Genomic DNA, 24,477 nt, shown 5'->3' with positions numbered 1-24,477 from the left:
GGAGAAGGCCGGGATGAGGGGAATGTTTAGAAGTGTACGTAACTCAGCACCAGGCCAATAAACAACACCAGCCCAACGTAGTTATTATTCAGGAAGGCACGGAAACAAGCATCGCGGTCACGGTTCGCCGTCAGACGTTGTTGATGCACAAATAGCGCACCCGCCAGAGCAATCGACCAGTAAAATGCCCCACCCAGACCGTTCAGCCAGCCAATCACCGCCAGCAAGACCATAACTGCAACCTGCAAAATACCGATGATTAAATTGTCAAAACGGCCAAACAATATCGCCGTGGATTTAATGCCAATCTTCAAATCGTCATCGCGGTCGACCATTGCATATTGCGTGTCGTAAGCCACTGCCCAGCAGATATTGGTCAAAAACATCAACCAGCAACTGAGCGGCACAGACTCGCTCACCGCAGCAAAGGCCATCGGAATTGACCAGCCAAATGCAGCACCCAATACCACCTGTGGCAGATGGGTGTAGCGCTTCATAAACGGATAAACCCAGGCCAGCGCCAACCCCGCTACTGACAACAAAATTGTCATTTTGTTGAGCGTCAGCACCAGTAAAAACGACAGCAGCACCAGCACCACAAATAAGATGCGCGCTTCTTTCTCGCTAACCGCCCCGCTCGGTAAAGGCCGGTGTGCCGTGCGTTTAACATGACCATCAAATTTACGGTCGGCGTAGTCGTTTACCACGCAGCCTGCGGCGCGCATCATCCAGACGCCCGCGATAAACACGCAAAGAATGGTCAGCGGCGGTACGCCTGGCGTTGCCAGCCACAGCGCCCATAACGTCGGCCATAGCAATAAAAGCGAGCCAATCGGCTTATCCAGCCGCATCAGGCGCTGATACGCCTGCCATTTGCCCTGTTTCAGACTCCACTCCATCATTTTTCCTCTACATACAGCGGGGATGCGGGAAGGAATAACTCAGTCAGCACCAGCGGCTTTCCGGCTAATCTCAGGCGGGAACGACGCCCCCACAGCTCCTCATTATTGCGGCCAATCTCAATGAAATCCCGTGTCAGGGAAGATGAATTAAATAGATAACGCCCCAACGGCGTGGTTCCAAGCTGCTGCAACGCAAGCTCAGGCCCCTCAAGGGTAGATTCAGGAACGATGGTACGCCCCAAAAGCCAGGGTTCATCGTCACCGCAGAGCATGATTTCACGCAACCAGTAACGTTTGGCTTCAGGCAGCAAATCAGCTTCGGGGATATCGGCACGCGAATCGAAAAAACCTTCACGCACAATACGCACGCTGACTCGCGAGCAATATTGTTCAAAGCGCTTGGTCATTGAGTCTTCAAGCAGCAACCAATCAAGAAGCGATGCACTCAGCCCCTCGGGGATTGTCGCCTCAAAGCGTAAGGCGCGCAGTGGCGAAAGCGCGTCAGACATGTGAATTTCTCCGAAACAAAACCGAAAATCATTGTAACGCAGAATAGGTAGAGCGGGCAGGGAAAAGCACAACAAGGGTTTAACAACGCAGAGTCAGCTTGAAGGATGACGAAGGAAAAAAGGTGCGCCAGGCGGCGCACCAAACTTCAAACATCAGCACTGCGGGGAGACTTTCACCCCTTGCCTTTTACACTGCTGATAAAAGTTTTACGGGCAGAAGTCGATCCCAGGCGTTCGGCTTCGTCGAGCAGTTTCAGGGCTTTATCAACATCGCCTTTTGCAACTGCATCTTTGATGGCCTGGTTGAAGTAGGTTTCGGTATCGCTCAGCACTGGCTCAGATTTTTTGGCTGGTGCTGCTGGTGCGGTTGCTGCAACAGTCGCGGTTGTTGCCACGGCTGCCGGAGCCACATAGGTTGTGGTTGGCGCTGCGGTATTGCCCACCGTCACCGGGCCTGGGCCTGATGAACCAAACAGCGGGCCGACCAGGATGCTGGAGCTTGAAGAAGTTTTCACTTTGACTTTCAACAGGCCGTCAGTGGTATGGCGGGCAATCGGGTCTGGAATATCCGGTACTGCGTTACCCGTGCCTTTTGCGTAGGCTTTTGCCGGGTCGAGCATTTTAGTGGTTTGCTGTGTGTCTTTGTTGGTGGTGAAAACGAGTAAATATACTTTTTGCTGACCCAGCGCAGGCGTCAGTTTAATCACCCCTTCCAGGCGGTCGGCGGACATCACGCCCGGCTCCTGGTAGGTAAAGTAGCTTGAAGGGAAATACGCAGCAGGCGTCAGATTCTGGTCAAGAACCAGCACGTTCGGCGCAAATACCCCGTTGTTTTTCACTTCACTGGTGAGCGTAATATTCAGCTCACCAATGTTTGCCGGTACGCTGTAAGCCGCGACAGGGCCAGTAATATCGCCCGCGCTCAGGCGCTGTCCGGCAATAGAAAGATCGGTAGATTGGGTTTTCGACTGATCGATTGGCGTCCATTGCAGCTGTTGCAGTGCAGATGCAGGGATTGCAGGTGCAGCCGAAATATCCTGTGGAACGATGTTAACGTCAGCCAGGCTTACGGCTGGCAGGCTTGCGAGCAATCCCGCGGATAAGCAGATTGCGAGGAGACTTTTTTTCATTTTCATTGTTATAAACCTCGAATGGAAAGTCGGTGGAAAGTTGGCCAGGCAATAGCCCTTTCCACCTGAAACAAGCATTGGCATACAAGGGTAATAATGATGAGGAGCCCAGTGGCGAGCCCCTCATCGAGTCATAACATCAGGTTAAAGCAGTATTACCACCAGATTTCCATCTGGGCACCGAAGGAGAACTCATCGCTGTCGCCGCGACCAAAGGACATGTTGTTGAAGCCGTCGCTGGTTGCTTTGCCAAAGTTCGGGTTGCCAGCAGCGCTACCAGAAGTGTCGTAGCCCCACTTCTCATCCCACTTCGCATATGTTGCGAAGACACGTAAAGCTGGACGGGACCAGATGCTGTCGCCTGCCTGCCATTGTTGTGCCAGGGTGATTTTGTACTGGTTGTTGGTGTCGCCAGTGTTCTGAGACTTCACGTTGTCGTAGCCAACTTCCAGCAAAGTACTCATGATTGGCGTCCATTTGTACATTGGACGAATACCGACGGTCCACCATTTGGTGCCGTTGTTGTTATCCCAGTCGATGTCCTGGTACATACCGACGTACATCAGATCCCAGTTGTCTGCCAGAGTCACAGCACCGTGGTCGATGACACGCAGCAAGTGGCCATTGTTGTTAATGCCATATGCGTATGGAGAACCATCGGTATCGCTATTGCCAATACCTACGCCACCACCTTGAGACTGACCTTTACCCTGAGAAGTCATAGCGTCGGTCGCGTACTGAACAACGAACTTGTTATACCCTTTCAGCATGCTCTGGGTGTGTTCAGCAGTGAACATCCAGCCATCTTTGGTTGCATTTGGCTGCAGATAATAGTCGTCGTTCACGTTGGTGTGACCATAGTCCACACCGAACTCCAGCGTGCCGCCTGGGTTAACTTCCATCTGGCCTAAACGAACGTCAAACACATCGTTGGCAGTCGCAGAGGTAAAATCACGAATATTGTCGCTGGCGAATGCAGAAGAACCACCTGCTTCAGTCGAGCGGGTTGCGGCAAAGGAAAGCTTACCGAAGCCTACATCGACGTTTTCCAGACCCGCACCAGGACCAGAAATATCCCAGTAGTAGAAGTCGATCATATGAACGTCATGACGTTGATAGAAACGCTTACCGGCCCAGATAGTGGCGCCTGGCAGTGCATCAATCAGGTTTTTACCCTGCACGTTGGCTTCACGGAATGCCGGGCTGGTTGCTTCCCAGTCATTTTGCTGTGCTACGGAATACGCCACGTTAGTATCGAAGTAGAAGCTCTTATCGCCTTCTTTCCAGACTTCCTGGCCAAATTTCAATTCCGCATAGGTTTCACATTCGTTACCAAGACGGTATTTAGATTGAGCACCAGTTGCCTGGAAGCACTGTTGTGCACCGCCGCTACCGGTCCAGCCGATACCAGAACGGGCATAACCGTGGAAATCCACAGCCAGAGCCTGAACAGACATAACGCCTGCTGCTACGGCGACTGCCAGTGGGAGTTTGCGCAGAGTAATCATCGTTCTATCTCCTGAGATCATTGCTTTTCTTTTTTATGGGAATGCTTAAACACCTGGCTCTTGATGCAGCCGACGACATGCAGTGCCATCCTCACGGAACAGATGGCAGCGCTCTGGCGGCAAGCCAATAGCGAATGTGGCACCCTCTTTTACCAACACCACGTCATTCTGGCGGTACACCAGGTTCTGACGGATGGCGGGGATTTGGATATGAATCTGAGTTTCGTGGCCGAGCTGCTCGACAACCTGCACTTCACCTTCAAGCGTCACGTCAGCGATATCGCTTGGCAGCAAATGTTCCGGGCGAATCCCCAGAGACATGTTTGCGCCAACCTGAACTTCTTTGCTCTCTACCGGCAGCCAGACTTGCTGACGGTTCGGTAATTCAACCTGCACTTGATCGATAGCTGTGGCGGTGACTTTCACCGGCAGGAAGTTCATTTTTGGCGAGCCAATAAAGCCCGCAACAAAACGGTCAGCCGGGTAGTGATACAGCTCGAGCGGTTTGCCGACTTGCGCGACGCGCCCGGCATCCAGCACCACGATTTTGTCGGCAAGCGTCATCGCTTCGACCTGATCGTGGGTGACGTAAATCATGGTGCGCCCGAGGCGTTTATGCAGTCGGGAGATCTCAATGCGCATCTGCACACGCAGCGCGGCATCAAGGTTTGAAAGAGGTTCATCCAGCAAGAAAACACGCGGTTCAGCCACCAGCGTACGGCCAATCGCCACACGTTGACGCTGCCCGCCGGAAAGCGCTTTCGGGCGACGTTCTAATAAATGGCCTAATTGCAGCGTCTCTGAAACCTGGGTCACTCGCTGGTTGATATCACTTTTCTTAGCGCCTGCGAGCTTCAGCCCGAAGGACATGTTTTCAGCAACCGAAAGATGGGGATAAAGCGCATAAGACTGGAACACCATACCGACGCCACGTTCAGCGGGCGGGATGTCATTCATGCGAGTGTCACCGATAAATAAATCACCGCTGGTGATCGTTTCCAGCCCCGCAATCATGCGTAACAAAGTGGATTTACCGCAGCCTGACGGTCCAACAAAAACCACGAACTCACCTTCCTGAATGTTCAGGTTGATATCTTTCGATACCACCACGTCACCCCAGGCTTTTGTTACGTTCCGTAGCTGTACGCTTGCCATGTACTTCTCCCTTCATTCCGTCACGCTGCTGAGTGGCAGGTGATTCAAGATGTGTCGGACTATGACGGATTCATACATTCCGTGAATCCTCCACCCTGCTGTTTTTTATGGGGGAGGAGGCGGGAGGATGAGAGGGGCTGGTCTGCAACCGGTTGCAGTGGACGCGACAGTTTTTCGTGATCGTGGTTTCAAATTTCTGCGTGGTTTTGTGTGCTCCAGAACACATAACTGTCAGTTATGGAATGCAGATCACAGATACCGGGGTGGGGGCGTAGGGCTAAGGAGGATGAGAAGCACTTGCCATCTGCGCAAACTGGCAACGTCAATTCGCTCTGCCTACAAATCCAAAATTCGAGGGACATATGAAAATTAAAACTGGCGCCCGCATCCTCGCTCTGTCTGCCCTGACAACGATGATGTTTTCCGCCTCTGCACTGGCAAAAATAGAAGAAGGCAAACTGGTCATCTGGATTAACGGTGACAAGGGCTACAACGGCCTGGCCGAGGTCGGTAAGAAGTTTGAGAAAGACACCGGAATTAAAGTCACCATCGAACACCCGGACAAACTGGAAGAAAAATTCCCACAAGTTGCGGCGACCGGCGATGGCCCGGACATTATCTTCTGGGCGCACGACCGTTTCGGTGGTTATGCACAATCTGGCCTGCTGGCCGAAATCTCTCCAGACAAAGCTTTCCAGGACAAACTGTATCCGTTTACCTGGGACGCGGTTCGCTACAACGGCAAAATCATCGCTTACCCGGTGGCGGTTGAAGCCCTCTCTCTGATTTACAACAAAGACCTCGTACCTAATCCACCGAAAACCTGGGAAGATATCCCGGCGCTGGATAAACAGCTGAGAGCGAAAGGTAAGAGCGCGTTGATGTTCAACCTGCAAGAACCGTACTTCACCTGGCCGCTGATTGCTGCTGACGGTGGCTACGCGTTCAAACTCGAAAACGGCAAATATGACGTGAAAGATGTGGGCGTGGACAGCGCGGGCGCGAAAGCGGGTCTGAGCTTCCTGGTCGACATGATTAAAAACAAACAGATGAATGCGGACACCGATTACTCCATCGCAGAAGCGGCCTTTAACAAAGGCGAAACCGCGATGACGATTAACGGCCCGTGGGCATGGTCAAACATTGATAAGAGCAAAATCAACTACGGCGTAACGCTGCTGCCAACCTTTAAAGGCAAGCCGTCTAAACCGTTCGTTGGCGTGCTGAGTGCCGGTATCAACGCCGCCAGCCCGAACAAAGAACTGGCGAAAGAGTTCCTGGAAAACTACCTGCTGACCGACCAGGGCCTGGCTGAAGTCAACAAAGACAAGCCTCTGGGCGCGGTTGCACTGAAATCTTACCAGGACCAACTGGCGAAAGATCCACGTATCGCCGCCACCATGGATAACGCCCAGAAAGGCGAAATCATGCCAAACGTGCCGCAAATGTCTGCGTTCTGGTATGCCGTGCGTACCGCAGTCATCAACGCCGTTAGCGGTCGTCAGACTGTTGATGCCGCGATGAAAGACGCTCAAGGACGTATTACTAAGTAAGTAATTTCCCCTCATCCCGGCAAAAGCCGAACGATCCCCTCTCCTTCCGGGAGAGGGTTTGGGTGAGGGTGATTTCAGATAATGAGTTTTGAGGAACACCCCATGGATGTAGTTAAAAAGAGCCACTGGTGGCAAAGCGATGTACTGAAGTGGTCAGTCATCGGCCTGTTGGGACTGCTGGTTGGTTATCTTGTCGTATTAATGTACGCCCAGGGGGAGTACCTGTTTGCCATTATGACGCTGATTTTAAGCTCACTTGGCCTCTATATTTTTGCTAACCGCAAGGCATATGCCTGGCGTTATGTTTACCCTGGTATGGCCGGAATGGGCCTGTTCGTCCTGTTCCCGCTGGTATGTACCATTGCGATTGCGTTTACCAACTACAGCAGCACCAACCAGCTGACGCAAGAACGCGCGCAAGAAGTGCTGATGGACCGTCAGTATCAGGCGGGCAAGACCTTTAACTTCGGCCTGTATCCGGCGGGCGATGAATGGCAACTCGCACTGACCGACGGCGAAAGCGGCAAGAATTACCTCTCCGACACCTTTAAATTTGGCGGCGAGCAGCACCTGAAACTGAAAGAAGCCGATGCCATCCCGGCAGGTGAGAAAGCCAATCTGCGCGTGATTACGCAAAACCGTGCCGCACTGACGCAAATCACCGCTGAAATGCCGGACGAAAGCACGCTGACCATGAGCTCCCTGCGCCAGTTTTCCGGCACCCGCCCGCTTTATACCGTGGCGGATAACGGCGAGCTGACCAACAACCAAAGCGGCGTGAAATACCGTCCGAATAACGACATTGGTTTTTATCAGTCGGTTAATGCGGACGGCAACTGGGGCAACGAGCAATTAAGCCCAGGCTACACGGTGACGATTGGCTGGAAGAACTTCCTGCGCGTATTCCATGACGACGGCATTCAGAAACCGTTCATGGCGATCTTCGTCTGGACGGTGATTTTCTCTGTGCTGACGGTGATTCTGACCGTGGCTGTCGGCATGATTCTGGCCTGCGTGGTGCAATGGGAATCCCTGAAAGGCAAAGCGATTTACCGCGTGATGTTGATTCTGCCTTACGCGGTGCCCTCGTTTATTTCCATCCTGATTTTCAAAGGCTTGTTCAACCAAAGCTTCGGTGAAATCAACATGATGTTGAGCTCACTGTTTGGCATCAAACCCGCCTGGTTTAGCGACCCGACCACCGCGCGTTCAATGATCATTATCGTGAATACCTGGCTCGGTTATCCGTACATGATGATTCTGTGCATGGGCTTGCTAAAAGCGATTCCAGACGACTTATACGAAGCTTCGGCAATGGATGGCGCAGGCCCGTTCCAGAACTTCTTTAAAATTACGCTGCCGCTGCTGATTAAGCCGCTCACGCCGCTGATGATCGCCAGTTTTGCCTTTAACTTTAACAACTTCGTGCTGATTCAACTGTTAACTAACGGCGGGCCAGACCGACTCGGAACCACCACGCCTGCGGGCTACACGGACTTGCTGGTGAGCTACACCTATCGCATCGCCTTTGAAGGCGGCGGCGGCCAGGACTTTGGTTTAGCGGCGGCTATCGCCACGCTTATCTTCATTCTGGTTGGCGCGCTCGCGATTGTTAACCTGAAAGCCACCCGCATGAAGTTTGATTAAGGAGCGACACTCATGGCTATGGTTCAACCGAAATCTCAAAAGCTGCGTCTGTTTACCACGCATCTACTGCTGCTGATTTTTATCGCCGCGATCATGTTCCCGCTGCTGATGGTTATCGCGATTTCACTGCGTCCGGGTAACTTCGCCACCGGCAGCTTAATCCCGGATCAAATCTCCTGGGAGCACTGGAAATTAGCACTTGGATTTAGCGTGCAACATGCCGATGGCAGCGTTACGCCGCCGCCGTTCCCGGTGCTGTTGTGGTTGTGGAACTCAATCAAGATTGCGGCGATTACCGCGCTGGGGATTGTGACGCTTTCAACGACGTGTGCTTACGCATTCGCCCGTATGCGCTTCCCAGGCAAAGCGACATTGCTGAAAGGGATGCTGATTTTCCAGATGTTCCCGGCGGTGCTGTCACTGGTGGCGTTGTACGCGTTATTTGACCGCCTCGGCCAGTACATTCCGTTTATCGGCCTGAATACGCATGGCGGGGTGATCTTCGCCTATCTTGGCGGCATCGCACTGCATGTGTGGACGATAAAAGGTTACTTCGAAACTATCGATAACTCGCTGGAAGAAGCCGCCGCACTGGATGGCGCAACTCCCTGGCAAGCCTTCCGCCTCGTGTTGCTGCCGCTCTCCGTGCCGATTCTGGCGGTGGTGTTTATTCTGTCGTTCATTGCTGCGATTACCGAAGTGCCGGTCGCCTCGTTACTGCTGCGCGACGTGAATAGTTACACCCTGGCGGTGGGAATGCAGCAATACCTCAATCCACAAAACTATTTGTGGGGCGACTTTGCCGCTGCCGCCGTGCTTTCAGCCATTCCGATTACCGTCGTGTTCTTACTGGCGCAGCGTTGGCTGGTGAGCGGCCTGACCGCTGGCGGGGTGAAAGGTTAAGATTTCCTGTTGTTATTGCTCTACCTGATGTAATGCCACTGTATCCCTCATTTGACTTTGAATTGCTTCGGCGGCCTTCGGGCCGCCTTTTTTATTCGCGTTTCAGGCGGCTGCTGTTACAGAGCCACAGCGTAATCACCAGCAACAAAATGGCACCGGAATAAATCAGTACATCCAACGGTTGCTTATGATCGATGATAATCAGACGCACAATGGCGGTAATACCGATGTAGATAAAGTAGCGCAGCGGGAAGTGATAACCCGACTGAAAATACTTAACAATCAGCGCGATAAATTCGAAATACAGGAAGTAAACCACCAGCCCTTCGATAAACAGATATTTGCTGGCCTGTTCGCTAGGTGCGAATAATACGTTAGCCAGATGCAGCGTTTCTTTGCCGAGGAAGATGATGAGAATCAGGCCAAGAGTGAGCAGGGCCAGATTGAGCACCGTTTGCATAACGGTAGCGATTAACTCGACGCGGGCGATAGATGTCATAAAACACCTCGAGGGTTAGGGTACCGAGGAGTTGTTATACGTTGAAAGTGTGATCTGGATCTAGATTTTTTACTTATATACTTAAAGTGCCCAAACCATCAATTCAAGCCAGGACGATCAAGTAATAGAGCAGTGAGAGCTGATTTTTACTGAGGTTGCGGGCGGTTTGCTTTACACTAGATGCCACTTCTTAAGAGGCCGCAACAATGTCCACATCAAGACTGACACAACAAGATATGACCGAAGCCGAACAACGCGAGTTAAAAACACGCCTTGATCGCTCCCGCATCGCCCATGGCCGCCCTCTGACAAACTCAGAAATTAACCACGTTAAAAAAACATATATCGACCAACTGATCGCTGAGCGTGAACTGGCGGCCAAAAAAGTCCGCCAGATTAAAAAACAAAAAGCATTAAAACCGGATACGTCTGCAACCTATTCCTGGTCTGCAAACAGCCACTCTCGTGGGAAACGCTAATTTAGCGTCCCTTTTTCTTGCGTCCTGGCTGAGCGAAGCGTTTACGTGAAGCAAGCTCCGCCGGGGTTTTAGCGCTGCTCTTCGGCCCACTCACGGCAGGCTTTTTAACAGCAACTGCCTTAGGTTTTGCTTTTGCCTTAGCGGCTGGCTTCGCTTCGGAAGAAGAGTTCTCAATCAGCTTAAACAGCTCAATCAATTCATCGTCAGTCAAATCACGCCATTCGCCCAACGGCAGCCCTTTCATGCTGACGTTCATAATGCGCGTACGCTCAAGCTTCGTTACGTCATAGCCAAAATGTTCGCACATGCGGCGAATCTGGCGGTTCAGCCCCTGCACCAGCGTAATGCGGAACACAAACGGCGCTTCTTTCTTCACTTTGCATTTCTTGGTGACCGTTCCCAGCATCGGCACACCCGCCCCCATACCGCGAATGAAATCGTCGGTAACGGGTTTATTCACCGTCACGACATATTCTTTTTCGTGGTCGTTCCCGGCACGCAGGATTTTATTCACCAGGTCACCATGGTTGGTGAGGAAAATCAGCCCCTGAGAGTCTTTATCCAGACGCCCAATCGGGAAAACGCGTTTGCTGTGGTTAACGAAATCGACAATGTTATCTTTCTCGCCGTCTTCGGTGGTACTTACGATACCCACAGGCTTGTTCAGCGCAATCAGTACCAGATCGTCTTCATCACGGGGTTCGATAAGCTGACCGTTAACCTTCACCACATCTCCGGCGACAACCTGATCACCAATCGCGGCACGTTTACCGTTAATAAAAACATTTCCCTGTTCGATGTAACGATCGGCGTCACGGCGCGAGCAGATACCGCTCTCGCTAATGTACTTGTTCAGACGTGTTGATGAGTTAGGCAGCATGGTTCCTCCGTAAAACCGGAAATATACCCTACCTGAGGGGCGATGCGAACAGACTCGGGCAACAAACGCGAAGTTCATTGCCCGTAGAGGGGTGTTTATTTTGCAGGTGTCGCCGCAACAATGGCTAACCGTTTCTGAATATCTTTATCCAGATTATTGACCCAGTGATTATACGAGCGGTGAATTTCGCCGTCCGATGCCAGCAAATTCACACTGCTGACATAATTAATTGAGTAATTTCTTTCACTGTAATTAATCCGCACGGTCACGCTGTGTTTACGAATGTTTTGCACCGCATTAATCACGCCAGGACCAGCCTCAGACATAATCCAGTCACGCCCCTGCCCGGCATTGATAATCGCGCTTTTGACCTGCTCTGCCGTCACATGCTGAGTGATGATGGTCTGCGGCGTGCGGACGGGTTCTGTTCGTTCCAGAGCAGAACATCCCGCCAGCGCCACAATACAAATCACACCGGCAATCATCTGTTTTAGCTTCATCATTAAATTCCTTTTTTATTAAATTTACCGTACAGATTATATACAGATGGCTCACACAGGAAAATTAATACTCGTCCCGCTCGTCATCGTCAGGCTGTTCTAGCACGCTGTAAGCCACTGCGCAGAATAACGAGTTCAGGCGTTTCATATCGCCGAGCAAGCCAAGGTGCAGCGAACTGGTTTCGATGCTTTGCACGTTTTGCTGATGCAGGCGATCGACGTGAGCATGCGAGAAACGGCGATTCAGGATACGGAAGCGATGTTTATTACGGCGCAAACGGCGGGCGCTGTTCACATCTGCCGAGAAAAATACCGACAGGCTGAGTTTCAGATTACTGCTCAATTGCTGAAGCAGAATATCCAGTTCTTTCAGGCCGTCTGGCGAGAACGCCCGGCGAGCGGCCAGCGATTTATCCGCCACTTCGCTGCCCATGCGCTCGAGAATATCCGCCGCCTGCTCGAGGTTCAGCGACATCTCGATAATTTCAGCCCAACGGCGGGATTCAACTTCCGCCAACTCCTCTTTCTGCATCTGCGCCATATACAGCTTTATCGCGGTATACAGCACGTCCACGTCATCGGCGAGCTTGCGTAATTCTTTTTCCTGCCGCGGTTCGCCGTGCATGACTTTGCTCCAGGTTTCGAGCATCTGTTCGAGCACATCGCCCATGCGCAGCGTTTCACGTGCGGCGTTGGAAAGCCCCAGCGCCGGGGTATCCAGCGCAGTAACATCCAGATGTTTCGGCTTCATGCGCGCATCCACTTCTGGCACTTCGCTGATTACACTCCGGCAGAAACGCGCCATCGCGCCGGCAAAGGGCACCATCGCCAGGCAGCGAATCAAGTTGTAGAACACGTGGAAATAGATAACCAGTTCAGATTCCGGCTGCGAGAGTTTTTGCATCGCGTCCGCCAGAATATGCACGAACGGCAGCACAATCACCCCGCCCACCAGCTTGAATAACAAACTACCCAGTGCGACACGACGAGCCGCTGCATTGGCGGTGCTGTTGTTGATCATCGCCAGCAGGCCGGAACCGAGGTTGGCACCAATCACCAGACACAGCGCGACATCAAACGAGATAATCCCAGCCGATGTGAGCGTGGCGGTCAGCAAAACTGCGGCAAGACTCGAATAACTGATAATCGCGAACATTGCGCCAATCAGCGCATCGAGCATGATATCGCCCGTTAACGAGGCAAAAATCACCTGTACGCCGGACGCCTGAGTTATCGGTGTGACGGCGGCAACAATCAGCTCCAGCGCCAGCAAAATCAGCCCGAGGCCAATCCCCACGCGGCCAAGTTGCCCGGCGCGAGTTTGTTTGCGACTGAGGAAGAAAATGACGCCGAGGAAGATGAGAAGCGGTGAAAGCCAGGAAAGATCAAAGGTCAGGATTCGCGCCATCAGCGCAGTACCCACATCCGCGCCCAACACAATCACCAGCGCAGGCGTCAGCGCCACCAGATCCTGTGCCACAAATGAGGTGACCAACATGGTGGTCGCATTGCTGCTTTGCACCAGCGCAGTAACACCAATCCCGGCACAAAAGGCGAACGGTTTTTTTTCAACACTGCGGCTGAGTACGCTACGGAGATTGGCACCGTAAACGCGCATGATGCCGGTACGCACAATGTGCGTGCCCCATACCAATAGCGCCACCGCAGAAAGTAGATGCAGTAATGTCAGCACACTTTCTCCTGGAAATTATTAGACGAGAAATTCCTTCTCTTTCCAGTATATAACGCCGGGGAAGAATTAAACGTTTCGGGATGTAAACCACCCTCACCCTGACCCTCTCCCTCAGGGAGAGGGAAGTGATTTTTCCTTCGTCCTCAGGGAGAGGGGCATGATTTCTCCTTCTCCCTCAGGGAGAAGGCCGGGATGAGGGTCGAAGCAAACTAGTCGGCGTCGTAACCCAGGTTTGGTGCTAACCAACGCTCAACGTCGGTGACGGACATCCCTTTACGACGCGCATAATCTTCCACCTGGTCGCGCTGGATCTGCGCCACGGCGTAGTATTTGCTGTCAGGATGGCTGAAATACCAGCCAGACACCGACGCGCCAGGCCACATGGCGTAGGATTCAGTCAACTTCATACCCACCACATTCTCTACGTCCAGCAATTCCCAGATGGTCGCTTTTTCAGTGTGTTCCGGGCAGGCCGGATAACCTGGAGCCGGGCGAATCCCCTGGTAGTTCTCACGAATAAGATCTTCGTTGCTGAGGTTTTCGGTTGGCGCGTAGCCCCAGTAAACCTTACGCACACGTTCATGCAGATATTCAGCAAAGGCTTCTGCCAGGCGGTCAGACAGCGCTTTCACCATGATTTTGTTGTAATCATCGTGTTGCGCTTCATAACCTTCTGCCAGCGCATCTTCTTCCATGCCGCCGGTCACTGCGAACGCGCCGATGTAATCGGCTTTGCCGCTGTGCTTCGGTGCGACAAAATCGGCCAGACAGTAGTTGGCGAAGCCGACTTTTTCGGTTTGCTGGCGTAAATGGTGCGCAACCGTTTTCACCTGAACGCGGGATTCATCGCGATAAATTTCGATGTCGTCATCCACACGGTTTGCCGGGAACAACCCGACAACGCCACGCGGCGTCAGGAGTTTTTCCGCATGCAGCATGTCGAGCATGTCGTTCGCATCTTTGAACAGGCGCTTCGCTTCTTCGCCAACGACTTCATCTTCGAGGATGCGTGGATATTTCCCGGCCAGCGACCAGGTCATAAAGAATGGCGTCCAGTCGATGTAGTTACGCAGCGTGTCGATGCTGGCGGTCACTTCCTGCACGCCAGGGCGATGAGGAACCGGCGGCGTGTAGCTTGACCAGTCAAAGGCGAGATCGTTTTCACGCGCGGCGGCCAGCGAAACTGGCGGAGTGCGTGGTTTTTTGCGGCCATGCTGAGTCCGCACGGTGACGTATTCTTTGCGCGTACGTTCCACAAAATCATCATGCTGAGTCGGTGAAAGCAGTGCCGAAACCACGCCCACGGTACGCGAGGCGTTCTGCACATACACCGTTGGGCCGCTGTAGTTCTGTTCGATTTTCACTGCGGTGTGCGCTTTTGAAGTGGTCGCCCCGCCAATCAGCAGCGGCAGCGTAAAGCCCTGGCGCTCCATTTCTTTGGCGACGTTAACCATTTCGTCCAGCGACGGCGTAATCAGCCCGGAAAGGCCGATAATATCCGCGCCCACTTCACGGGCGGTTTTCAAAATCTTCTCGGTTGGCACCATCACGCCGAGGTCGATGATTTCGTAGTTGTTACATTGCAGCACCACGCCGACGATGTTTTTGCCGATGTCGTGAACGTCGCCTTTCACCGTCGCCAGCACGATTTTACCGTTGGTGGAGCCTTTTTCTTTGCTGGCTTCAATGTATGGTTCGAGGTACGCCACCGCTTGTTTCATTACGCGGGCGGATTTCACCACCTGCGGCAGGAACATTTTCCCTTCGCCGAACAGGTCACCGACCACGTTCATGCCGTCCATTAGCGGGCCTTCGATGACCTGAATCGGGCGCTCAGCCTGCTGACGAGCTTCTTCGGTATCAAGTTCAATAAACTCGGTAATGCCTTTAACCAGCGAATATTCGAGGCGCTTTTTCACATCCCAGCTACGCCATTCGGCTTGCTGCGCGTTTGCACCATCGTCACTTTTGCTACCGCGATATTTTTCTGCCAGATCGAGCAGGCGTTCGGTGCTGTCATCGCGACGGTTCAGAATCACGTCTTCAACGGCGTTACGCAGCTCTTCAGAGAGATCGTCGTAAATCGCCAGTTGCCCGGCGTTCACAATCCCCATGTCCATACCGTTACGGATGGCGTAATAGAGGAACACCGCGTGAATCGCTTCGCGCACCGGATCATTGCCACGGAAAGAGAACGAGACGTTCGACACGCCGCCGGAGATCATCGCATGCGGCAGTTCGCGTTTGATGTCTTCACACGCGCCGATAAAGTCCTGGGCGTAGTTGTTGTGTTCTTCGATACCGGTCGCAACAGCAAAGATATTCGGGTCGAAGATTATGTCTTCCGGCGGGAAGCCGACTTCTTCGGTCAGAATTTTGTAGGCGCGGCGGCAAATTTCAACTTTACGCTCGCGGGTATCCGCCTGGCCGACTTCGTCGAACGCCATCACCACCATCGCGGCACCGTAGCGGCGCACTAATTTTGCGTGGTGGATAAACGGCTCAACGCCTTCTTTCATGGAAATCGAGTTAACGATGCCTTTGCCCTGAATGCACTTCAGGCCTTTTTCGATGACGTCCCATTTTGAGGAGTCAATCATGATTGGCACGCGGGCGATATCGGGTTCACCAGCGATCAGGTTGAGGAATCGCACCATCGCCGCTTCGGCGTCGAGCATCCCTTCATCCATGTTGATATCGATGATTTGCGCGCCGCTTTCAACCTGCTGCAGCGCTACTTCCAGCGCTTCGTTGTATTTTTCTTCTTTAATCAGACGCTTGAATTTGGCGGAACCGGTGACGTTGGTACGCTCACCGACGTTCACAAACAGGCTTTCTGCGCCGATGTTCAGTGGCTCAAGGCCCGCTAAACGGCAGGCGACCGGCAGGTCAGGCAATTTACGCGGTGCAACGCCTTCAACGGCTTTGCTCATCGCGGCGATATGTTCCGGCGTGGTGCCACAGCAGCCGCCGATAATATTCAGGAAACCCGCCTGCGCCCATTCGCCAATCTGCTTCGCCATTTCTTGCGCGTCGAGATCGTATTCACCGAAGGCATTCGGTAAACCGGCGTTCGGGTGCGCGGTGACGTAGCACTCTGCGATACGCGAAAGTTCTGCTACGTACTGACGTAACTCGTCTGGCCCCAACGCACAGTTCAGGCCGAAGGTCAGCGCATCCGCATGGCGCAATGAGTTATAGAAGGCCTCAGTCGTTTGCCCGGAAAGCGTACGGCCAGAAGCATCGGTAATGGTGCCGGAAATCATGATCGGCAAATCAACGCCCAGCGCTTCAAATTCGGTTTTCACGGCAAAAATAGCCGCTTTGGCGTTCAGCGTGTCGAACACCGTTTCGATCATGATGAGATCCGAACCGCCTTCCACCAGCGCACGGGTGGATTCGCGATACGCTTCCACCAGTTGATCGAAGGTTACGTTACGGAACGCTGGATCGTTGACGTCCGGTGAAATTGAGGCGGTACGGTTGGTTGGGCCTAACACACCCGCCACGTAGCGTGGTTTTTCTGGCGTACGAGCGGTCCATTCATCGGCACAAGCGCGGGCCAATTTCGCCGCCTCGTAGTTAATTTCTGCCGACAGGGATTCCATTTGGTAATCCGCCATCGCAATGGTGGTCGAGTTAAAGGTGTTGGTTTCGACGATGTCGGCACCGGCTTCAAAGTAGGCGTAATGAATCGCGGCAATGATTTCCGGTTTGCTTAGCACCAGCAAGTCGTTGTTCCCTTTCAGGTCACACGGCCAATCTGCAAAGCGTTCGCCCCGGAAATCGCTCTCATCAAGACGGTAGCTCTGGATCATGGTTCCCATACCGCCATCCAGTACCAAAATGCGTTGTTGCAACTGCTGATGCAGTTTTTCTAATTTATTACTCACTCTAGTTTCCACCTGTTTACCCAAGCCTGTCAGACCAACAAGTCATACTGTCACAAGTTGTAATAGTCGCAAAGTAAACGAACATGAGACATGTTCACCTGACTGCTCCGATGAGTCGGTTGCTGGTTGCATTATCGCCAAATAAAACGAAAATGATTTCCACGATACGAAAACAGGAGTCAGTTATGGTTGCTGCCGTTCCCGCCAAACGTGGAAAAAAACCACGTGCTGCCACAGTGGCCGCACCTCAGCCTACCGGGCAAGTTCAGTCACTAACGCGTGGGCTGAAACTGCTTGAATGGATTGCCGAATCGCACGGTAGCGTGGCGCTCACCGAGTTGGCGCAACAGGCTGGCTTACCTAACTCCACCACACATCGTCTTTTGAGCACCATGCAGCAGCTCGGTTTTGTGCGCCAGATTGGCGACCTCGGGCACTGGACGATTGGCGCTCATGCGTTTGTCGTCGGCAGTAGCTTCCTGCAAAGCCGTAACCTGCTGGCAATTGTTCACCCCATCCTGCGCACGTTAATGGAGGATTCCGGCGAAACCGTGAATCTGGCGGTGCTCGACCACAGCGATCATCAGGCGATTATTATCGACCAGGTGCAATGCGCGCAGTTAATGCGCATGTCAGCACCGATTGGCGGCAAGCTGCCAATGCATGCTTCAGGTGCCGGGAAGGTGTTTCTGGCAAATTTGAGTGACGACCAGGTCGCGTCGTTGCTGCATCGCAAAGGGTTGCACAGCTATACGCCCGCCACGCTGACTTCTCCGCTGCATCTGAAAGAAGATTTGGCACAGACCCGCAAACGCGGTTATTCGTTTGATGATGAAGAACATGCGCTGGGGCTGCGTTGCGTGGCGGCGTGTATTTATGACGAGCATCATGAAGCGTTTGCGGCGATTTCGATTTCCGGGCCGATTTCACGCATCACCGATGACCGCGTCACCGAGTTGGGCGCGTTAGTGATTAAAGCGGCGAAAGAGATTACCCAGGCGTACGGCGGCGGGCGTTAACCCGCCTGTTTTACATCGCCAAAACGAAGAATAAATCGCTGGCGACGTCGATAAGCAAAAACATCCTCTACGTGGCCGTTGCGGATTCGCTCCTGCAACGCGCGCCAGTAATCAGCCCGAAACAGGTCGCTGTGCATTTCATCAAAGATCAGGCGAATACGCGGGTCTGCGCATAAATAGTGGCGAAACTCTTCCGGGAAAACATCACCTGCCGCCACGCTGTACCACGGCTCGGCGGAGAGTTCGTCTTCCGGGTAACGCGGCGCTGGAATGCCGCGGAAATTCACCTCGGTCATATAGCAAATTTCATCATAATCGTAGAACACCACGCGCCCGTGACGGGTGACGCCAAAGTTCTTAAACAGCATGTCGCCGGGGAAGATATTTGCTGCGGCAAGCTGGCGAATGGCGTTACCGTATTCTTCGACCGCATCGCGTAATTGCTGGCCTTCCACCTGCTCCAGCCAAATATTCAGCGGCACCATTCGGCGTTCAATATACAGATGACTGATAGCGATGCTGTCGCCGAGATCGGTGAGTTTTTCTGGCACTTCTTGCTGTAAGAGTTCCAGCAACGGCTGGCTAATCTGGTGCTTAGCGAGCACAAAATTTTCAAACTCCTGAGTATCTGCCATTCGCCCGACGCGATCGTGTTCCTTCACCAATTGATAGCATTCCCGCACACGTTCGGCTGTGACCTCTTTTTGCGGCGCAAATTTGTCTTTAATCACTTTGAATACCCGGTCAAAACCAGGAAGTGTAAACACCAGCATCACCATGCCGCGAATGCCCGGTGCTTCAATAAACTGCTCATCGGTGTTGGAAATGTAGGTCAAATATTCACGGTAACTTTCTGTTTTGCCGTGCTTCTGGCAGCCAATCGCCATATACAGTTCAGCGGTCGTTTTACCGGGCAATATCTCGCGCAGCCATTCCACCAATGCCGCCGGTTGCGGGGCATAAACCATGAAATAAGAGCGGGCAAAACCAAAGACAATGCTGGCTTCGGAAGTGCTGGTCAGGCAGGTATCGATGACCAACATTCCATCATCTGTGCGATGTATCGGCAGCAAAAAGGGCACTTTGCACGTGGGCAGATCCAGTTTTCCTACCAGCCAGGCGGCTTTATTGCGATAAAACAGTTCGTTAGCGATTTCTAATGAAGCCTGTTTCAGAGCCTCTGCACCGAAGGTTTCGCTCAGGTGCGCGATGATATAACCGGCATCGCGAGCTAAATTTTGCCACGGCAAGCGCAAAGGTAAATCCCGCAGCAAAGAACGTAGAAGCGGCTGCCAGCCTAAAGCTGGAGTGAATGTTTTTGACAGCGGACGAGGAATGGTGCGAAAGCGTGTTTCGTCCTGAGAACTGAAGATAAAAAGCCGCTCGGGAGATAACGAGCGGTGATCGAAGAGCCGACAATAAACAGAGTTGAAAAAGCTTTCGGCAATTTCAAAGCGAGGGTAATCGGGCAACAATTGCGTGTACTGCGCTTTGACGCGCAATAAAAACTCGTCGTCCGTATTTTGACCACCAGTTATACAACGCAACTGCTCTACCACCAGGCCGACGTGGTGATCGTAGAGATGGATACGGCTTTTCATCGCCCGCTGCACCGCATGCCAGTCGGCTTGTTCGAAGCGCTGCTGCGCTCCGGAGGTGACCTCAAGAAAGCGGCCATACTGCGCGTCAAAACCTTGCAGGATGGTGTGGGCGATTAACAGTTCCAGCCGTCGCGTCATGGGTTACCTCACAGCATAAAAAACGGCGGATGACGCGCTGCTTATCCGCCCTACGAAAAGAAAACTTAGAACTGATCTTCTTCCGTTGACCCGGTCAGTGCTGTCACCGAAGAAGCGCCGCCCTGGATAATCGTCGTCACATTGTCGAAGTAACCGGTGCCCACTTCCTGCTGGTGAGATACGAAGGTGTAACCTTCTGGCGCGGCGGCAAATTCTGGCTGCTGCACTTTCTCAACGTAATGACGCATGCCCTCACCTTGCGCGTAAGCGTGTGCCAGGTCGAACATGTTGAACCACATGCTGTGAATGCCCGCCAGCGTGATGAACTGGTATTTGTAGCCCATCGCTGACAGCTCTTCCTGGAAGGAGGCGATGGTTTTATCGTCGAGATTTTTCTTCCAGTTAAATGACGGCGAGCAGTTGTACGCCAGCAGTTTGCCTGGGAAGCGAGCGTGAATGGCTTCGGCAAAGCGGCGAGCCTGTTCAAGGTCCGGCTTGGAGGTTTCACACCACACCAAATCGGCATACGGCGCGTAAGCAAGGCCACGGCTGATAGCCTGTTCAATGCCAGCGCGAGTTCGGTAGAAACCTTCTTGCGTGCGCTCACCGGTAATAAATTCACGGTCGTATTCATCGCAATCGGAGGTAATTAAATCTGCGGCGTCGGCATCAGTACGGGCAATCACTAACGTCGGAACGCCCATCACATCAGCAGCCAAACGTGCAGCAACCAGTTTCTGAATCGCTTCCTGAGTCGGCACTAAAACCTTGCCGCCCATATGGCCACATTTCTTTACCGACGCGAGTTGGTCTTCAAAGTGAACGGCAGCAGCACCCGCCTGAATCATCGATTTCATCAACTCGAACGCGTTCAGCACGCCGCCAAAACCGGCTTCGGCATCGGCCACGATCGGCAGGTAGTAATCGACATAACGCGGATCGCCCTGCTCAATATTGGATGCCCACTGGATCTGATCGGCACGACGAAACGTATTGTTGATCCGATCCACCACCGCAGGAACGGAGTTTGCCGGGTATAGCGATTGATCCGGGTACATGCTCGACGCAAGGTTAGCGTCTGCCGCCACCTGCCAGCCAGAAAGATAGATAGCTTCGATACCCGCTTTAGCCTGTTGCAACGCCTGCCCGCCGGTCAATGCACCGAGGCTATTGATGTAACCCTTTTTCGATTCACCATGCAGTAAACGCCACATTCTGGCCGCGCCATTTTGCGCCAGCGTACATTCCGGGTTCACTGAACCACGCAATTTCACCACTTCTTCTGCGCTATACGGGCGCTTAATCCCTTCCCAGCGTGCTTGCGTCCACTCTTCTTTTAATTGTTGGATTTGTTGGTTGCGTGAGGTTTTAGTCATGGCAGATGCTCCATATTTTTTTAATGTGTAGGGTTTAAGCAAGCAGGCGGTAGCCCGGCAGCGTCAGGAAGTCGATTAACGTTTCGGATGTGGTGATTTGTTCCATCAGGCGAGCGGCTTCATCAAAGCGCCCCTGGCTGAAACGCTTGTCACCCAGTTCTTCCTGAATAATGAACATCTCTTCGGCCAGCATCTGGCGGAACAGCGCTTTGGTGACCCTCTCGCCGTTGCTCAACGTTTTTTCATGGTGGATCCACTGCCAGATCGAGGTACGAGAGATTTCTGCCGTCGCAGCATCTTCCATCAGGCCATAAATCGGCACGCAACCATTGCCCGAAATCCATGCTTCGATGTACTGCACAGCCACGCGGATATTGGCGCGCATACCCGCTTCTGTACGCTCGCCGGGGCAAGGTTCAAGAAGTTGTGCGGCAGTAATCGGCGCATCTTCTTCACGTAAAACATGCAGCTGGTTTTTATCGTCGCCCAAAGCCTGGTTGAAGACTTCGATCACTGTGTCGGCAAGCCCTGGGTGCGCAATCCACGTGCCATCGTGGCCATTGGTCGCTTCCATTTGCTTATCTGCTTTAACTTTATTGAGCACCCAATCGTTGCGCGCACTGTCTTTACTCGGAATGAACGCTGCCATGCCCCCCATCGCAAAAGCGCCACGGCGGTGGCAGGTTTTGATCAGCAGGCGTGAATAAGCATTCAGGAAAGGTTTATCCATGGTGACGGACTGACGGTCGGGCAGAACGCGATCCGGATGGTTCTTCAAAGTTTTGATGTAGCTGAAAATGTAGTCCCAGCGGCCACAGTTCAGCCCAACGATGTGATCGCGCAGCGCGTGCAGGATCTCATCCATCTGGAATACCGCTGGCAGCGTTTCAATCAGCAATGTCGCTTTGATGGTGCCGCGCGGAAGGGAGAAATGATCTTCGGTAAATGTGAAGACTTCGCTCCACCAGGCCGCTTCCTGCCAGGATTGCGTTTTCGGCAGGTAGAAGTACGGGCCACTGCCTTTTGCCAGCAGAGCATCGACGTTGTGGAAGAAGTACAGCGCGAAATCGAACAGACTGCCTGGGATCGGTTCATCGCGCCAGGTGACGTGCTTTTCCGGCAGATGCAGACCACGCACGCGGCAAACCAATACCGCAGGATCCGGCTTTAGCTGGTAAATTTTCCCGGCTTCGTTTGTCCAGCTAATCGTGCCGTTGATCGCATCGCGCAGGTTAATTTGGCCTTCGATAACTTTGCTCCAGCTCGGTGCCAGAGAGTCTTCAAAGTCAGCCATGAAAACTTTAACGTTAGCATTCAGCGCGTTAATCACCATTTTACGTTCAACCGGCCCGGTAATTTCGACGCGACGATCGAGTAAGTCAGCCGGAATGCCACGAATGACCCACTCAGATTCACGAATGGAACTGGTTTCCGAAATAAAATCAGGAAGTTTACCTGCGTCGATTTCTGCCTGCTGAACGGTGCGTGCCGCCAGTAGCTTATTACGCTGCGGAGTAAACCGGGTGACGAGTTCACTGAGAAACTCGACTGCATCGGGCGTCAGCACCTGTCGCTCTTGTTCACCAAACGGCTGGCTAAAGGCCAACTCTGCGCTAATTGTCTGTTGTGTCATTGGATTTCTCCCCTCATATCATCCCATCTCTGGAAGCAATTTTATCTGGTACGTCCAGTGCGGCGTTTTCACTCAGCAGGGTTAAGACTACTTCATGATTTTTTAAAATCAAAAACAATTTCCATTTTTAATATAAAAATAATCCATCATGTTGATATATATGAAATTAAAATTTATTCACTGAGGGAATGTGTTTTAGAAAACAAAAAAGGCACCCGAAGGTGCCTTAGTGTCAATACTGGTGGGATGCTGAAACGCTTAGTCGAGCGTTGGGTTCATATGGCGCAGATCGAATGGCGTTATCTGGTAAACGTAGTAATTTAGCCAGTTAGTGAACAACAAATTCCCATGGCTGCGCCATGTTGCATGCGGCTTTCTCTGTGGGTCGTTATTCGGGAAGTAGTTATAGGGCACATCAGGGCTCAGACCGGCTTCGACGTCACGGAAATATTCGCCTGAAAGCGTGTGTGCATCGTATTCCGGATGGCCGGTAACAAAAGCAATACGTTTATCTTTGCTACCGAAGAGGTAAGCATCCCCTTCTTCTGACTCGGCCAGAACTTCGAGATCGGTATAGTCACGAATCAAAGATGCCGGGAAATCTGCATAACGTGAATGCGGTGCAAGGAAGGTGTCATCAAAGCCGCGAGTTAGCAGGGCATGCGGATAAGTCAGATTGTGTTCATATACACCAGAGAGCTTATCTTTACGCGTTTGCTTAGGAATTCCATAGAGGATATTGAGTGCCGCTTGCACAGCCCAACATACAAATAGCGTTGAGGTGACGTGATCTTTTGCCCAGTGAATAACTTGTTCTATTTGCGGCCAGTAAGCCACATCGTTAAATTCCACCAGGCCCAAGGGTGCTCCGGTCACGATCAATCCATCAAAATTTTCATCCTGAATATCTTCAAAATTACAGTAGAAATTGTTGAGGTGTTCCGTGGGAGTATTGCGGGATTCACGGGAATCAATGCGCAACAGCTGGACGTCAACCTGTAGAGGAGAGTTAGAAAGCAGACGTAAAAACTGGTTCTCCGTCTCGATCTTTTTCGGCATCAGATTAAGTATGAGCACTTTTAGCGGGCGGATTTCCTGATTGCTGGCGCGCGATGTTGTCATGACAAAGACATTCTCATCACGCAGGAAATTGACGGCTGGTAACTCATCCAGTACCCGAATTGGCATAACCTTATATCCTCACAGCATACGTTTAAACGTTTAGACATCCAGATAGCTGAAGATAACCCGACATATGTCAAATGTCGAGTATTCATAAGATAGTTGAAAATGTTTCACTTAAGAATGGGTTTTGGAGATAGTGGAATGTACTGCTTAATGATGTGATCTATAGAGGATTATATGGATGAGTTGAGGCTTGCTTTTACAAATCACAGACAGCAAAAAGCCCTGTACGTCAGTACAGGGCTTTCCAATTAATTGGAGCCTGGCAGTTCCC

At 52.3% G+C, this 24,477-nt stretch carries 19 protein-coding genes; 5 read left to right on the top strand and 14 right to left on the bottom strand.

What is annotated here, in order from left to right:
• Nucleotides 1-26: 26 nt before the first annotated feature.
• From ubiA to malK, 5 genes are all read right to left on the bottom strand, one after another.
• Nucleotides 27-899 (bottom strand): 4-hydroxybenzoate octaprenyltransferase, encoded by an 873-nt coding sequence (gene ubiA / locus D6029_RS11845; RefSeq protein WP_120064954.1) that lies wholly within the window; start codon nt 897-899, stop codon nt 27-29.
• A complete protein-coding gene (gene ubiC / locus D6029_RS11840) occupies nt 899-1,411 on the bottom strand; it encodes a chorismate lyase (protein ID WP_120064953.1) in 513 nt (170 codons plus the stop codon). Before ubiC ends, ubiA begins: the two co-directional genes overlap by 1 nt.
• Nucleotides 1,412-1,584: 173 nt before the next feature.
• The gene (gene malM, locus D6029_RS11835; RefSeq protein ID WP_120064952.1) at nt 1,585-2,547 is read right to left on the bottom strand and encodes a maltose operon protein MalM; all 963 of its coding nucleotides are present in this window, start codon (nt 2,545-2,547) and stop codon (nt 1,585-1,587) included.
• A 149-nt stretch (nt 2,548-2,696) separates the two neighbouring features.
• Complete coding sequence (locus tag D6029_RS11830; protein WP_120064951.1) at nt 2,697-4,049, bottom strand: maltoporin; 1,353 nt, start codon at nt 4,047-4,049, stop codon at nt 2,697-2,699.
• 45 nt (nt 4,050-4,094) lie between these two features.
• A complete protein-coding gene (malK, locus tag D6029_RS11825; RefSeq protein ID WP_034456987.1) occupies nt 4,095-5,204 on the bottom strand; it encodes a maltose/maltodextrin ABC transporter ATP-binding protein MalK in 1,110 nt (369 codons plus the stop codon).
• A gap of 362 nt (nt 5,205-5,566) precedes the next feature.
• On the opposite strand from malK, the gene malE reads away from it, so the two are divergent.
• The 3 genes from malE (at nt 5,567) to malG (ending at nt 9,307) form a co-directional block, all read left to right on the top strand.
• The gene (gene malE / locus D6029_RS11820) at nt 5,567-6,757 is read left to right on the top strand and encodes a maltose/maltodextrin ABC transporter substrate-binding protein MalE (protein WP_120064950.1); all 1,191 of its coding nucleotides are present in this window, start codon (nt 5,567-5,569) and stop codon (nt 6,755-6,757) included.
• 102 nt (nt 6,758-6,859) lie between these two features.
• Nucleotides 6,860-8,404 (top strand): maltose ABC transporter permease MalF, encoded by a 1,545-nt coding sequence (gene malF, locus D6029_RS11815; RefSeq protein WP_120064949.1) that lies wholly within the window; start codon nt 6,860-6,862, stop codon nt 8,402-8,404.
• Nucleotides 8,405-8,416: 12 nt separating this feature from the next.
• Complete coding sequence (gene malG / locus D6029_RS11810) at nt 8,417-9,307, top strand: maltose ABC transporter permease MalG (protein ID WP_034492378.1); 891 nt, start codon at nt 8,417-8,419, stop codon at nt 9,305-9,307.
• 91 nt (nt 9,308-9,398) lie between these two features.
• Here the strand turns inward: malG and psiE are convergent, their stop codons facing one another.
• Nucleotides 9,399-9,806 (bottom strand): phosphate-starvation-inducible protein PsiE, encoded by a 408-nt coding sequence (gene psiE, locus D6029_RS11805; protein WP_034492374.1) that lies wholly within the window; start codon nt 9,804-9,806, stop codon nt 9,399-9,401.
• 206 nt (nt 9,807-10,012) lie between these two features.
• On the opposite strand from psiE, the gene D6029_RS11800 reads away from it, so the two are divergent.
• Nucleotides 10,013-10,285, top strand: coding sequence for a YjbD family protein (locus D6029_RS11800; protein WP_034492372.1), 273 nt, complete (start codon nt 10,013-10,015; stop codon nt 10,283-10,285).
• A gap of 1 nt (nt 10,286) precedes the next feature.
• Here D6029_RS11800 and rluF read toward each other — a convergent pair whose 3' ends face one another.
• The 4 genes from rluF to metH all read right to left on the bottom strand — a co-directional run bounded on the left by rluF (nt 10,287) and on the right by metH (nt 17,251).
• Nucleotides 10,287-11,165, bottom strand: coding sequence for a 23S rRNA pseudouridine(2604) synthase RluF (gene rluF, locus D6029_RS11795; RefSeq protein ID WP_120064948.1), 879 nt, complete (start codon nt 11,163-11,165; stop codon nt 10,287-10,289).
• A 95-nt stretch (nt 11,166-11,260) separates the two neighbouring features.
• Nucleotides 11,261-11,668 (bottom strand): hypothetical protein, encoded by a 408-nt coding sequence (locus D6029_RS11790; RefSeq protein WP_120064947.1) that lies wholly within the window; start codon nt 11,666-11,668, stop codon nt 11,261-11,263.
• Nucleotides 11,669-11,729: 61 nt separating this feature from the next.
• Nucleotides 11,730-13,358 carry a Na/Pi cotransporter family protein gene (locus tag D6029_RS11785; RefSeq protein WP_120064946.1) on the bottom strand — a complete coding sequence of 543 codons (1,629 nt, stop codon included), beginning with the start codon at nt 13,356-13,358 and terminating at the stop codon, nt 11,730-11,732.
• Between the two features lie 209 nt (nt 13,359-13,567).
• Nucleotides 13,568-17,251, bottom strand: coding sequence for a methionine synthase (gene metH, locus D6029_RS11780; RefSeq protein ID WP_120064945.1), 3,684 nt, complete (start codon nt 17,249-17,251; stop codon nt 13,568-13,570).
• Nucleotides 17,252-17,436: 185 nt separating this feature from the next.
• Between metH and iclR the strand changes: the two genes are divergently transcribed.
• Complete coding sequence (iclR, locus tag D6029_RS11775; protein ID WP_120064944.1) at nt 17,437-18,270, top strand: glyoxylate bypass operon transcriptional repressor IclR; 834 nt, start codon at nt 17,437-17,439, stop codon at nt 18,268-18,270.
• Here the strand turns inward: iclR and aceK are convergent.
• From aceK to metA, 4 genes are all read right to left on the bottom strand, one after another.
• Nucleotides 18,267-20,009 (bottom strand): bifunctional isocitrate dehydrogenase kinase/phosphatase, encoded by a 1,743-nt coding sequence (gene aceK / locus D6029_RS11770; protein ID WP_120064943.1) that lies wholly within the window; start codon nt 20,007-20,009, stop codon nt 18,267-18,269. The two genes, iclR and aceK, sit on opposite strands and share 4 nt — an antisense overlap.
• Nucleotides 20,010-20,074: 65 nt before the next feature.
• Nucleotides 20,075-21,385 carry an isocitrate lyase gene (gene aceA, locus D6029_RS11765; RefSeq protein ID WP_120064942.1) on the bottom strand — a complete coding sequence of 437 codons (1,311 nt, stop codon included), beginning with the start codon at nt 21,383-21,385 and terminating at the stop codon, nt 20,075-20,077.
• Between the two features lie 34 nt (nt 21,386-21,419).
• Nucleotides 21,420-23,018: a malate synthase A gene (aceB, locus tag D6029_RS11760; protein WP_120064941.1), complete on the bottom strand. Its 1,599-nt coding sequence runs from the start codon at nt 23,016-23,018 to the stop codon at nt 21,420-21,422.
• A gap of 258 nt (nt 23,019-23,276) precedes the next feature.
• Nucleotides 23,277-24,206 carry a homoserine O-acetyltransferase MetA gene (metA, locus tag D6029_RS11755; RefSeq protein ID WP_120064940.1) on the bottom strand — a complete coding sequence of 310 codons (930 nt, stop codon included), beginning with the start codon at nt 24,204-24,206 and terminating at the stop codon, nt 23,277-23,279.
• Between the last annotated feature and the right edge of the window lie 271 nt (nt 24,207-24,477).

Origin of the sequence: Buttiauxella izardii (assembly GCF_003601925.1) — a bacterium.
In the GTDB taxonomy this organism is placed as follows: domain Bacteria; phylum Pseudomonadota; class Gammaproteobacteria; order Enterobacterales; family Enterobacteriaceae; genus Buttiauxella; species Buttiauxella izardii.
Note: the sequence above shows the minus strand (reverse complement) of the source record. Positions and strands in the feature narration are given on the sequence as shown.